General features: G+C 31.6%; 15 protein-coding genes. 1 reads left to right on the top strand and 14 read right to left on the bottom strand.

What is annotated here, in order from left to right:
* Position 1 precedes the first annotated feature (1 nt).
* From ABF633_RS02270 to ABF633_RS02255, 4 genes are read right to left on the bottom strand one after another with little or no spacing between them, the layout of a single operon-like run.
* A complete protein-coding gene (locus ABF633_RS02270; RefSeq protein WP_415521596.1) occupies positions 2–1,114 on the bottom strand; it encodes an NADH-quinone oxidoreductase subunit D in 1,113 nt (370 codons plus the stop codon).
* A 15-nt stretch (positions 1,115–1,129) separates the two neighbouring features.
* Entirely contained in the window at positions 1,130–1,567 is a 438-nt protein-coding gene (locus ABF633_RS02265) for an NADH-quinone oxidoreductase subunit C (protein WP_415521594.1), read from the bottom strand.
* Positions 1,560–2,099 carry an NADH-quinone oxidoreductase subunit B gene (locus ABF633_RS02260; protein ID WP_415521592.1) on the bottom strand — a complete coding sequence of 180 codons (540 nt, stop codon included), beginning with the start codon at positions 2,097–2,099 and terminating at the stop codon, positions 1,560–1,562. Before ABF633_RS02260 ends, ABF633_RS02265 begins: the two co-directional genes overlap by 8 nt.
* Positions 2,060–2,416 (bottom strand): NADH-quinone oxidoreductase subunit A, encoded by a 357-nt coding sequence (locus tag ABF633_RS02255; protein ID WP_003447428.1) that lies wholly within the window; start codon positions 2,414–2,416, stop codon positions 2,060–2,062. Before ABF633_RS02255 ends, ABF633_RS02260 begins: the two co-directional genes overlap by 40 nt.
* Positions 2,417–2,674: 258 nt before the next feature.
* Here ABF633_RS02255 and ABF633_RS02250 point away from each other — a divergent pair, with 258 nt between their 5' ends.
* Positions 2,675–3,499, top strand: coding sequence for a polyprenyl synthetase family protein (locus tag ABF633_RS02250; protein ID WP_415521590.1), 825 nt, complete (start codon positions 2,675–2,677; stop codon positions 3,497–3,499).
* Between the two features lie 210 nt (positions 3,500–3,709).
* Here the strand turns inward: ABF633_RS02250 and ABF633_RS02245 are convergent, their stop codons facing one another.
* The 10 genes from ABF633_RS02245 to ABF633_RS02200 form a co-directional block, all read right to left on the bottom strand.
* Positions 3,710–4,606: a prenyltransferase gene (locus tag ABF633_RS02245; protein WP_415521588.1), complete on the bottom strand. Its 897-nt coding sequence runs from the start codon at positions 4,604–4,606 to the stop codon at positions 3,710–3,712.
* A 4-nt stretch (positions 4,607–4,610) separates the two neighbouring features.
* Complete coding sequence (locus tag ABF633_RS02240; RefSeq protein WP_415521586.1) at positions 4,611–5,000, bottom strand: PaaI family thioesterase; 390 nt, start codon at positions 4,998–5,000, stop codon at positions 4,611–4,613.
* Between the two features lie 3 nt (positions 5,001–5,003).
* Positions 5,004–6,113: an o-succinylbenzoate synthase gene (gene menC / locus ABF633_RS02235; RefSeq protein WP_415521584.1), complete on the bottom strand. Its 1,110-nt coding sequence runs from the start codon at positions 6,111–6,113 to the stop codon at positions 5,004–5,006.
* Positions 6,114–6,357: 244 nt separating this feature from the next.
* Positions 6,358–7,692 (bottom strand): o-succinylbenzoate--CoA ligase, encoded by a 1,335-nt coding sequence (menE, locus tag ABF633_RS02230; protein WP_415521661.1) that lies wholly within the window; start codon positions 7,690–7,692, stop codon positions 6,358–6,360.
* Between the two features lie 151 nt (positions 7,693–7,843).
* Positions 7,844–8,686, bottom strand: a complete 843-nt coding sequence (menB, locus tag ABF633_RS02225) for a 1,4-dihydroxy-2-naphthoyl-CoA synthase (protein ID WP_415521659.1) — start codon at positions 8,684–8,686, stop codon at positions 7,844–7,846.
* A 200-nt stretch (positions 8,687–8,886) separates the two neighbouring features.
* Entirely contained in the window at positions 8,887–9,696 is an 810-nt protein-coding gene (menH, locus tag ABF633_RS02220) for a 2-succinyl-6-hydroxy-2,4-cyclohexadiene-1-carboxylate synthase (RefSeq protein WP_415521582.1), read from the bottom strand.
* A 97-nt stretch (positions 9,697–9,793) separates the two neighbouring features.
* Entirely contained in the window at positions 9,794–9,946 is a 153-nt protein-coding gene (locus tag ABF633_RS02215) for a hypothetical protein (RefSeq protein WP_415521580.1), read from the bottom strand.
* Between the two features lie 59 nt (positions 9,947–10,005).
* Positions 10,006–11,178: an AI-2E family transporter gene (locus ABF633_RS02210; RefSeq protein WP_415521577.1), complete on the bottom strand. Its 1,173-nt coding sequence runs from the start codon at positions 11,176–11,178 to the stop codon at positions 10,006–10,008.
* A 155-nt stretch (positions 11,179–11,333) separates the two neighbouring features.
* Positions 11,334–12,053, bottom strand: coding sequence for a serine/threonine protein kinase (locus ABF633_RS02205; protein WP_415521576.1), 720 nt, complete (start codon positions 12,051–12,053; stop codon positions 11,334–11,336).
* Positions 12,050–12,346, bottom strand: a complete 297-nt coding sequence (locus ABF633_RS02200; RefSeq protein ID WP_415521574.1) for a hypothetical protein — start codon at positions 12,344–12,346, stop codon at positions 12,050–12,052. The genes ABF633_RS02205 and ABF633_RS02200 overlap by 4 nt, the downstream gene beginning before the upstream one ends.
* Positions 12,347–12,378: the final 32 nt, after the last annotated feature.

The following is a 12,378-nucleotide window of genomic DNA, read 5'->3' as shown; positions in this document are numbered from 1 at the left end:
ATTATCGATCAACTTCACCCAATATGGGATCCAGTGAGGCTAAAATAGCAACTGCATCCTGAATTGTACCTTCTTTAGCCATTTCAGGGAAGGCACCAAGATTAACAAAAGATGGTCCATGAATGTGAAGTCTATAGGGTTTATTAAGCCCATCGCTTACAAGATAATAACCTAGAACACCTTTAGATCCCTCAATTTGGTGATAAATATCCCTCTTTGGTGGTTTTATCATTCTAGGAACTTTAGCCAACATTGGTCCCTGTTGAATTTGCTGTAATGCTTGTTTAATAATTTTTATACTTTCCTCCATTTCCCCAATACGCATTATCCATCTTTCGTAGCAGTCACCATTTTTCCCAACAATCACCTTGAATTTGAAACGATCATAAATACCATAGGGTACATCACGCCTTAAATCCAAATCAATACCGGAAGCCCTCAAATTTGGACCTGTTAATCCATAAGCCAAAGCTCTTTCCCCGTTAATGATGCCAACATCTTTAGTTCTGGCCTGAAAAATTTCATTGCCTGTAATGATGCGTTCATATTCTACAAAATTTTTGTCCATCTCTGTAAGGAAATTTCTTAACTTTGGAATAAATTCCTCAGGCAGATCCTGACTTACTCCGCCAATACGCATATAATTTGTTGTCATTCTGGAGCCACAAACCATTTCAAATAAATCCAGAATTTTTTCTCTATCTCTAAAAAAATACATCCAAGGAGTAGCTCCGTTCAGATCAATTGCCATACTCCCTAAAAAAACTTGGTGACTGGCAATTCTCTGTAGTTCAGCCATAATGATGCGAATATATTCAGCTCTTTCCGGAACCTCAATTTCCATAAGCTTCTCCACCGTTTGAACATAGCCTAATTCATTTAACATTCCAGATAGGTAATCTAATCTATCGGTATAAGGTATAAATTGAGTATATGTTCTGGATTCAGCTAATTTTTCCATACCTCTATGCAAGTAGCCAATAACATTTTCCACATTAACAATACTCTCTCCATCCAAAGTAAAAATTGCTCTATATACTCCATGAGTACTAGGGTGCTGTGGTCCAAAATTCAGAGTCATTTCCTCAGTATGAAACATTTTCTCTTGTATCATCACCAAACCTCCTCTCTATCTTCGCTGAATAATTTTAAAATCTTTTCGCAGTGGATGTCCAATAAAATTATCTGGACACAATATCCTCTTTAAATTAGGATGGCCAATAAAGTTAATCCCAAATAGATCATATACTTCTCTTTCCTGAACATTTGCTGCCGCCCAATCCTTAGTCAATGAAGGAATCTCAAGTTTTTCATCAAGTTTTACCTTGATTCTAATTAGCTCATGGGTCCTTAATGACATAAAATGATAAATACAGCTTAATCTTTCTTCTTCAACTGCCGTCAAATCCACTAAAAAATTAAAACCATACTCTTTTACCTTTTTTACAATGTCTAAAAAAGTATTAACTTCTATACAAATAGCCATTTGCGTATTTTCTATGATTTCAACATTTTGTTGATACTCTTCTTTTAATGACGAAATCATCTGTTCACGAATTTTACTCAACCTTACTCACCTCTTCCGGATGAATAATTTTTTCCTTTAAAGTTAAAAGGCCATGAAGTAATGCTTCAGGCCGGGGAGGACAGCCTGGAATATAAACATCTACAGGTAAAAATGTATCTGCACCAGGGACAACACTATAGGAGTCTACAAAAGGACCACCACTGGTAGCGCAGCTTCCCATAGCAATTACCCATTTTGGTTCTGGCATTTGTTCGTAAATTTTTTTCACTACAGGTGCCATTTTTTCAGTAACAGTTCCAGCAACGATCATCAAATCTGCCTGCCTTGGTGAAGCACGAAAAACTTCATAGCCAAAGCGTGCAATATCATAACGAGCACCTCCTGCTGCCATCATTTCAATAGCACAGCAGGCTAAACCAAATGTCAGCGGCCAAAAAGAATGAGCACGACAAAAATTTAATGCATCATCTAATTTAGTTAATTTAATATTTTTTTCTATCTCCTCTTGAATAAATTTATTCTGTTCAGATTTTATTTCCACTCTAATGCCCCCTCTTTCCACGCATACCATAAACCAATGATTAGAATACCAATAAAAATAAACATCTCAGCAAAAGCGAATAAGCCAAGTGTCTTAAATTTTACTGCCCATGGCAAAAGAAAAACTGTTTCAACATCAAAAAATAAAAATACCAAGGCATACATAAAATAACTGGCTTTGAATCTTATCCAAGTTGAACCAGTAGTCTCAACACCACACTCATAAGTAGATAACTTTTCTTTATTGGGCTTATTAGGTCTTACAAAGTAAGCAGTTAACAAAACAACCATTCCAAAAACAAATGAGGCTACGAGAAAAATTCCTATCATCAGAAAATTTTGTAACATTTTATCTCCTCTCCATCTAACTCTCAAAGAGAAATGTTTTTATTCATTACTCCACTAGTTAAATCTATCTAAAGACAATAATTACAAAATAATATAAAGATATTATGAAGATTTAAAAAAATAACTAAACATACTTTTTAAGACACCTTAATATCTACATATTATCTTTACATCTTTTTTATATAATTAACCACAATATTAATTAAGTGAGAAATTTTTTGATTATCCTGAATAATATAAGAAAGGTTTTGAGAATAAATGAAATTTCAAGAAATTTATAAACCAATAATAAATGAACTTGATCAAGTAGAAGAAGAACTTAAAAATTTGAGTTCAAGTATGCTTTATTATAATTCACTACAGGAAATTATGGAATATTTTTTTAAAATTCCCGGTAAACATCTTCGTCCTACTTTAGTCTTATTGTCAGCAGGAACTATAAATTCAAAGCTCCCAACTCATTCTGAATCTTCCCTGCTGCAGCTAGCTGTGGCAGTAGAACTCATACATAGTGCAAGTTTAGTTCATGACGATGTTATTGATGGCGATATTTTTCGTAGAGGTCAAAAAACCTTGAACAACACTTACGGAAAAAAGATAGCCGTACTCACTGGTGATGTACTTTATGCTCATGCTTTTTTAATCATTAATAAATCCCTTCCTAAAAAAATAGTACACAACTTAATTCAAGTAACTGCAAATATGTGTGCTGCTGAAGTAGATCAAGCTCAAAATACTCTACCTGATAGAGAAATGTATTTTAATATTATAAAAGGTAAAACAGCATCATTTATGGGCCTTTGCTGCCGCTTAGGATGTGAAATTATAGGTGGAAGTGAAGAAGATATATTAAGCTTAGAAGAATACGGCTTAAATCTTGGTATGACATACCAAATAATTGATGACTATATGGATGGTGATATAAAAGCTACAAGTAATGTAACTTTGGAAGATGCTAATTATTTTGGTGAAAAAGCCAAAGATGCACTAAGAAATTTTAAAGCTTCGACCTATAAAGATAGCTTAATAAACATGGTTGATCATATTTTAACATTTTCACATAGTAAAGCTGAAAATGCTTGAAATAACTATAATGTAAAAACATTAATAAAATAAGTATTAGTAAATGAAAAATAAATTAATTCATGTTATTTATATATCAAAAATAACTAGGAAATATTACCCTAGTTATTTAAAGAGTGGTTTTATTGTATTTTGCTATTTGGAGCCTATATACTTTTATTTTATTATCTACATGTAAAATAGAATAAAATAAAATTATGTATTATGTATCTAAAATGAAGAAATTAAAATTGATATTAATAAACCGGCAATCACAGCCAAATGATATTTTAGCCCAACTTGTCCAATAAGACCCATTGTTTTTCCCTTTGTATGAACATTCTTATCATAGGATAAAAAATTAGAGATTGATTTATATGGAAAAAATACAATAGCAGGTGCCAGTATGACAACAGGATAAATATGTAATACTACTAAAGCAGCAGTCAATACAAGCAGCCCTATTACATTAAATATCCACAGCTTCTCGGCATTTTTGATGCCAATGATTATAGGTAAAGTTTTTCTTCCAACCAGTCTATCCTCTTCCAAATCGCTTAAGTTATTAGACAGTAATATAGTACCAATAAATAGTGCAGTAGGCACTGCTACCAACACCGTATTCAATGTAAGTACACCTGAATGAATATAAATCACTGTTGTAGTTATACCAATACCCATAGTTACTCCTGACACAGCTTCGCCTACGGGTGTATATGAAATGGGTAAAGGTCCAAAAGCATATAAGATTGAAACAATACCTCCAACAACAGCAACCAGTAAAATATAATAGCTTGTTTGGCTAGCTATAAGAATACCAATTATAGAAGCAATGAATTCATATATAAATATAATAAACAATACCTGCTTAGGAGTAATCTCACCGCTTATTAAAGCTTTTTCATTGCTACTCTTTCCATTATCTGCTCCTCGTTTAAAATCAAAATAATCATTAATCATATTAGTGGAACTTTGAATCAGTATCATAGCAAATATTAATAATATAAAATACAAAATATTAAATTTTTTAAAAGCATAGAATGAATAAATTGAACCTAAAATCACAGGAATAGTTCCTGCAACAAGAGTTTTTATATCCATAAGTTTTATTATTGACTTAAAACTCATATTCTCATCTCTCCTCACTGAAGTGTCTATTCTTAATAATAGAATTTGTAATAGTTAAATATGAAATTAACACCTTATTTTCATCAAACATTTCTATGCTCCAGACATGAGATGTCTTTCCCTTATGCATAAGCTTCCCCTTTGCAATAATATAACCTTCTATTTTCTTTGGTTTCATATGATTTGCAGTAACATTTTGACCTACTGCCATTTCATCTTTATTTATTTTTTGATTTGAAGCGTATCCAGCAATAGTTTCTCCAAAGGCAATTGTTGCACCACCATTCAAATATCCAAAGGTTTGATCATGGAATTTCGTCAAATTCATTTTGGCATCAAGTTCACTTTCATATACATGAACATATTCAATATTTAAACCCTCTATTAAGTTCATATATTATTCACCACCCATTTCCTTGTAGTCAATTGTATAATTTTTTAATGAAGCTTCATCAACATCCACTCCTAAACCATAGCCTTTTGGCACTCTAATAATACCATTTTTAACTATTATTTCTGGTTTAATTATATCCCTTTTAAAGTATCGATTTGATGATGACAAATCTCCAGGAATATAAGTATCCTTTAAACTGGCTAAATGTACATGCAACGTTTTAGAAATACCACTTTCCACCATACTTCCTACCCAATACTCAATATTGCTTTTCCTACATAATTCAATCATTTTTTTTGCATAATATAGTCCCCCTACACGTCCTACTTTTATGTTTAATACCTTAAAAGCTTTAAGCTCAATTGCTGTTTTTAAGTCACTAATTGTTTGAATACTTTCATCCAAGCATATGGGGGTCTTCAGCTCTTTTTGAAGCCTTTGATATTCCAAAAAATCCACTGAATCTAGGGGTTCCTCTATACAAAGTAAGTTTAGTTCATCCAATTTCTTTAATTCATTAATTTGTTCAAACTTATAACTTTTGTTAGCATCTGCTAATAATTGAATATTATCATATTTTTCTCTAATAACCTTCAATTTTGAAAATCCATCTTCTGGTTTAATCTTTATTTTAAAACGAACATACCCTTCACTTTGATAATAGTCAATTTGTTTAATTAGGGTCTGAACATCTTGGTCTCCTAATACAATTCCTGCACGGATGTCATCATTAGTTTCTTCACTAAATACAACATCCATAATGGATTGTTTTTCCCTTTTAGCATATAAATCTACCAAAGCATTTTCCAGTGCTGCAAGCGCCATTGGATAAAATGGCTTCATCCATTTATGAATATCAAAGGGATGCTTAATATCTTTGTGTATTATATCTCGAATATAGTTATACATTAATACATACTTAGAATCTATTAATGTTTCATCAGTATAAGATGGTTCACTAAATGCAACTACTTCACCATAACCTTTATTTTGAAGTTCATCAGTAATTTTAATTATAATTGTCTCACGATGGTCTATAGCAGTTTTCGATGTTTTGAACATAAAATTCAGAGGGATTTTGATATGAAAAAGTTCTATTCTATTAATCCGCATTTAATTTACCCCTTTTGAAGCAAGTTCTTAATTCAGGTGGGGATTCTTTTACCCCATCTGAATTTTAGAACTGCAAATGCATGGCTTACTTGGCGTTGAACTCCCACTTGAAGAAAAGTAGAGAGCCCAAATTTTAATTTGGTGCGAATCACTTTCACAGCGTGCAAGCAGAGAACCAAAATCTTTTTTTTGATTTTGCGTGAATCGCTTTCACAGAGTGCGTGGGAGACTTATGCCAAGTTAGTCAGGTTAAATTCTTTTTTAATATTTTTCCTGAAGAATTTCTAGGTAGCTCTTCTAGATAAATAATTTTTTTAGGTAATTTATATTCTGCCAGTTTATTTGAGACATAATCTAATATTTCAGCTTCAGTTAGTGAAGAAACTACATATAATACAGGTACTTGTCCCCATTTTTCATCCTTCTCCCCCACCACTGCACATTCATATATTTTGGGATTTGCATATAAAATATTTTCAATCTCTTTTGGATAGATATTCTCTCCACCAGAAATAATTATATTTTTGCGGCGATCAAGTATATACAAAAATCCATCCTCATCTATATAGCCTACATCTTCTGAATTAAAATAATTAAAAACTTTTTTCTTTTCAATATATCCCTCCATTAGCATTGGACTTTTAATCACAACTTCCCCAATGCCTTTTTTATCAGGATTTTCAATTTGAATAACAACTTTTTCCAGTGGCAATCCTACAGAATCAATTTTTTCTTGATAATCCAATACAGAAAAGGTTGTAACCTGACTTGTGGTTTCAGTCATTCCATAAGTTTTGTAAATGGGGATATTTTTTGCAATACTTTTTTCAACCAGAGGCTTAGGAATAAATTCACCACCTACTAACACTACACGTAAATTATGTTTCTCAATTTTATCCACAATTCTATTTAACATTGTTGGCACAATAGATAACATGTTTATTCTATTGTTCTCAATTAATTTTACAACTTGTTCTTGGTGAAATTTCTCTAATATGGTAACAGAAGTTCCATTGTATAAGCTTCGTATTAAAATGGATAGTCCACTAATGTGATACATTGGTAACACTACAAGCCAATTATCCTCATCTGTTACTCCAAGACTTTTTTGAGATGCTTCTACATGGGAATAAAACTGTTTCCAACGTATTGGCACTGATTTAAATTCTCCTGTTGTGGCGCTGGTATTCATGATAACTGTAATACTTTCTTCATCAAACTCTTCTACCAATTCTATATCTTGTTTTTCACTTTTATATACTTTATTAAAGGATATAAATTTATTATCATAAGAAAAAACAATTTGAACCTTTAGTAATTTTAATTGTTTTTTTATTTCTTCATCAGTTAAACGCGTATTCAGCATCAACACTTCTTTTTCTAAAAATTGAAGTGCCAAAAAGAAAAGTACCATATCAACTGAATTATTGGCATAAAGAGCAACTCTTTTCTCATTTTTTACATATGAAAATAGTTTTTTAGCCAAGTCTGTTACACTCTCATATACTTTTCTAAATGTTACATCATTAATAAATTTTTTATCAGGTCTTTCAATACTATACTTTTTAAGCCAATTCATTTTTTCACCTTTATCAAATTCATTTCTACTATTTTTTACTCTTATCACTTATTCAACTTCTGTAACAAAATCTTGTTTTAAAATGAAAATAGACAAATACAAAATAAATTCTATTTTACCTCATTGAAAATATTTCATAATTGATACTACTCTATGGAAATTTAGGAAATTGCTCAAAATCAGGATTTCGCTTTTCTTTAAAGGCATCCCGTCCTTCTTTCGCTTCCTCTGTAGTATAAAATAATAATGTAGCATCTCCAGCTAATTGCTGTAAACCAGCCAATCCATCTGTATCTGCATTAAAGGATGCTTTTAAGAAACGTAGTGCAGTAGGTGAATGCTGTAAGATCTCTTTTGCCCATTTTACTGTTTCTTCTTCCAATTCATCAAAGGCTACAACTTCATTCACCAATCCCATATCAAGTGCTTTATTAGCAGTATATTGACGGCATAGATACCAAATTTCACGTGCTTTTTTATGACCGATAATGCGTGCTAAATATCCAGCTCCATATCCACCATCAAAAGAACCTACCTTTGGTCCTGTTTGTCCAAACTTAGCATTTTCAGAAGCAATTGTTAAATCACATACTATATGCAGTACATGTCCACCACCAATTGCATAGCCATTTACCATTGCTATAACAGGCTTCGGAAGTATTCTAATCAAATGCTGTAAATCTAAAACATTTAAACGTGGTATATTATCATCTCCAACATAACCACCATGACCACGTACCTTCTGATCTCCACCAGAACAAAATGCCTCTTTATCCTGACCTTGTCCATGATTTGCGCCTGTTAAAATAACTACACCTACTCTTTCATCTTCACGAGCTAAAGTAAAAGCATCAATTAATTCCATAATTGTTTTAGGCCGAAATGCATTACGCACTTCAGGACGATTGATTGTAATCTTTGCAATTCCATCATATACTTCATAAATAACATCTTCATAATTACGTTTTAATTCTCTCCAAGGAAATTTGTTCATCTTATGACCTCTTTCTAATTTTTGATAAACTCTTAATTCATATTGCTGTATTACTCTTAACATAGGATTTTTACTGCTAATATTCCTTATAAACAGAGTTCTTAGATTATATATAGTATTTTCTCATACGATACTTAGAAATCCTTATCCAGGGACGTAGCCACTCTTTACTCTCACTTTCACAGAGTGAGATTGGAGTATTAGAGCGGATAGTCATCGGATAAAAATTTACTTAAGACTTCAATAAAGGCATTAGGATTTTCAATATGTGTATTATGCCCAGCACCTTTTATTGTTTCATGCTTTGTATAACTATTTGATTTTTCAAAGTCTTTACCTATTTGCTTATATTTTTTGTCATATTCTCCACTTATATATAATAAAGGCATAGATAATTTACCTATATGATCTTTCATACATGGAAATTTCCCTTGCCCACTGCACAACAATGTATTTGAAAGTGCATAAGTTATGTTTGATAAACGTCTTTTTCTTATTTCATCTATAATAGTATTTGGCAATTTTCTTTGTGATTGGAATATACTCAAATTTGACCAATATTCATTAAACCATTCTATTCCATTTGTTAGTATACTTTTTGCCAAATTCAAATCCTTTCTCCGGCGTTTGAAGCGATTTATAAATCCCACTTCACCATAAGACGCACTTTCTAAAATCAGTCTATCAATTTCATATGGATAAGCTATTGCATAGGCTAAAGTAATTCTTCCACCCATAGAATAACCTAACATTGAATATTTTTTTAAGCCCAATTTATAAATGAGTTTATTTAAGTGTTTAATCATTATTTTCAAGCTATAATATTTACTTGAGTATGGTTTATCACTTTTTCCATGCCCAATAAAATCTATCAATATTAGTTGATATCCCTCTAATTTAAGTAAACTCCATGTACTTAAATTTTCAGAAAAACCATGCAAACAAATAATTGGTTTACCTTTGCCTTTTATCTGAACATGATATTTAATATTTTCGATTTCAATAATCATCCTATCACCTTGCAAGCTTGTATATTCATCATTCTTATATCTTCTTAAAACTTATTGTACAAAATACTTATAAAGATATTATGAAGAAATTTAATATTTAAAATCTATCAATAGCAACATGAACTACGGTGCCAGCCACATCAATATTTTTGTAAGCGATATTTTCTTTATTCATTAATTTGATATTACCTGTTAAAGCTTCTCTACCTTTAGAGCTAAAGCGAAGATACAAATAGAAAAGCACTATCAAAATCACTAGATTTCAGTAATTTTAATAGTGCTAAATACTAATTTTTTAGTTTTAGGTTTTCATTTTAATTTTTCCGTCGATATTTTTTTCATCTTTAGATTCCTTACAACAGACTCCCTCAAAAGTGCGTACAGCACTGAGCAAAGTGGTACACTCACCAGCATGCCAACAATTCCCATAGTACTGCCGCCTAGAGTTACCGCAACCAGTACCCATATGCCTGGTAGCCCTACTGAGCTGCCAACCACACGGGGATAGATAAGGTTACCTTCAATCTGCTGCAGCACGAAAAAGAGGATGATAAACCAAAAGGCTTTCACAGGACTGGATACCATAATCATGAATGTGCCAACAAACAAACCGATAAGTACTCCAATTAGCGGAATCAATGCGGTAAAGGCGATGAGTACTCCAACCATCAGTGCATATGGAAAACGAAATATACTCATGGTGACAAAGAACATTGTTCCTAAAATCATTGCGTCAAGACATTGACCAGTTAAAAAGCTGGAAAAAATCTTGCTTGCTAGAGTAGAGATATTAATAATCCGGTCTGCTTTTCCCTCGGGTATATAAGCGTACAGAACTTTCTTTGTCTGTCGCGCCAGGCTTTCTTTTTGTGCTAGGATATAAATCGCAAATATAGAACCTAAAATAAAATTAAAAATACCGCTGAATATAGATGTTGCTATACCTACAGTGTAACCTAAAAGACTGGTAGTTCCATTTTGCAAAAATCCGAACATTGTTTTGTTAATATTATCCCAATTAATCTTTGTGACTGCAGCTCCCGGGATAAACTGAGGAAGCATTGTTACTAGATTATTGTACCACTCCTGTACACGAAGAGTAAAACCGGGAATACTCGTACTGAGGACGCCCAAAGTTCGAACTATCTCTGGAATGACTATAAGCATAACCATCATAATAATGGTTAGTACAATTAGTACAGTCAGAATTAGACTCACTGGACGTCTCAACTTTTTCTTGATGCCTTTTTTATCCTTTGCATTAAAAGGAAACAGCTTATTTTCAATTACTTTCATTGGTACATTGAGAATGAATGCAATACAAAATCCCATCAGGAAAGGAAAAAGTATTTTGAAAATTCCACCAAGAAAGAAGGAAATTTTCGAAAGATTTTGTAGTCCCCAAAACAATAAAATAGCAATCACTACAATTTCAAGAATTTTTTGTATATCTTTTCGATTAAATTCCAAGGCAATATTCACTCCGTTTCATTTAAAATCATTTCCGATCAGCAGATTTATCTGATGAGCAGCTGCTCTAATACTACACCACCATAAGGTAAAAGTGAACAAATACAAAATAAATTTTGTTCTTCTTGCTTTTAATCTTTGAAAACAATTATACAAAAACCTTGTAACTATATCAATCCTAATGCTAAAAAATCCTTTTCTATATCATAAATACTTTTATATTCCCTATCCAAACCTAATAACTTTTTTAAAAATTTTAATTCAATTGATGACAATTCTAGTTCTTCATACCATGGTTTTGATTTCTTATTAGTTTTTGTAAAAGAAGAATAATATAAATGAAGAAGTAAGTGACCAAAATATATAAAATCTTCATAATGTGTATACTTTTTATTATCAATTAATCTTGCCAGTCCAAAATCAATAAGATAAACACGCTCTTCATCAATAATTACATTTGGTACTCTTATATCTCTGTGAACAATACTTCTTCCATGAAGATACTTTATTATATCTATCAATTTTATTCCAATTTTATAAATTTCATACTTGCTAAACCTATGCTTATTTCCAAAAATCATATCCTCAATGGTTTTTCCACTTTTATATTCTAAAATATAGGCATAAATATTATCCTTTTTTATTGTATCAATTATTTTAGGAATAGTTGGATTGTCAATAGATGAGAGTATTTCTTCTTCAAACACAACTTTTTTATCCTTCTTTTTCATTACTTTAGGCTTTATTTCTTTTAAAACATATTGTTTTCCATCTAAATCAACTAAATAACATATTCCAAATCGACCTTCGCCTATTGATCTTATAACTTTGTATCCATCAATTAAAAAGCCCGATGGGTACTTCTTTTTTGAAAAAAACAAAATCATGACCAGGAACTTCTATATTTTTTTCTATGATAATTCCTATCATCGTGATTATTTCTATATGAATCATCAGAATAGTGAGTATTGTATCTTCTTCTATTTGAATCATCAGAGTAGTGATTATCATATCTTCTATCTGAATCATGGTAATTATTATTGTGTCTTCTATCTGGATTAGAAAATGAGCCAAACATATTAAATAAACGACTAAAAAATCCCTCTCTCTTATAATAGTTGCTCCCCTGCTGATTATCTCTATGATCCCGTTTCCCTAATAATCTTGAAAAAAATCCCATAATATCATCCTCCTGAAATATCTGATGTACAA

Source organism: Clostridium sp., assembly GCF_047718555.1.
Lineage (GTDB): Bacteria > Bacillota > Clostridia > Clostridiales > Clostridiaceae > Clostridium_I.
The sequence above is the reverse complement of the archived record's forward strand: the minus strand, read 5'-3'. Positions and strand labels throughout refer to the sequence as shown.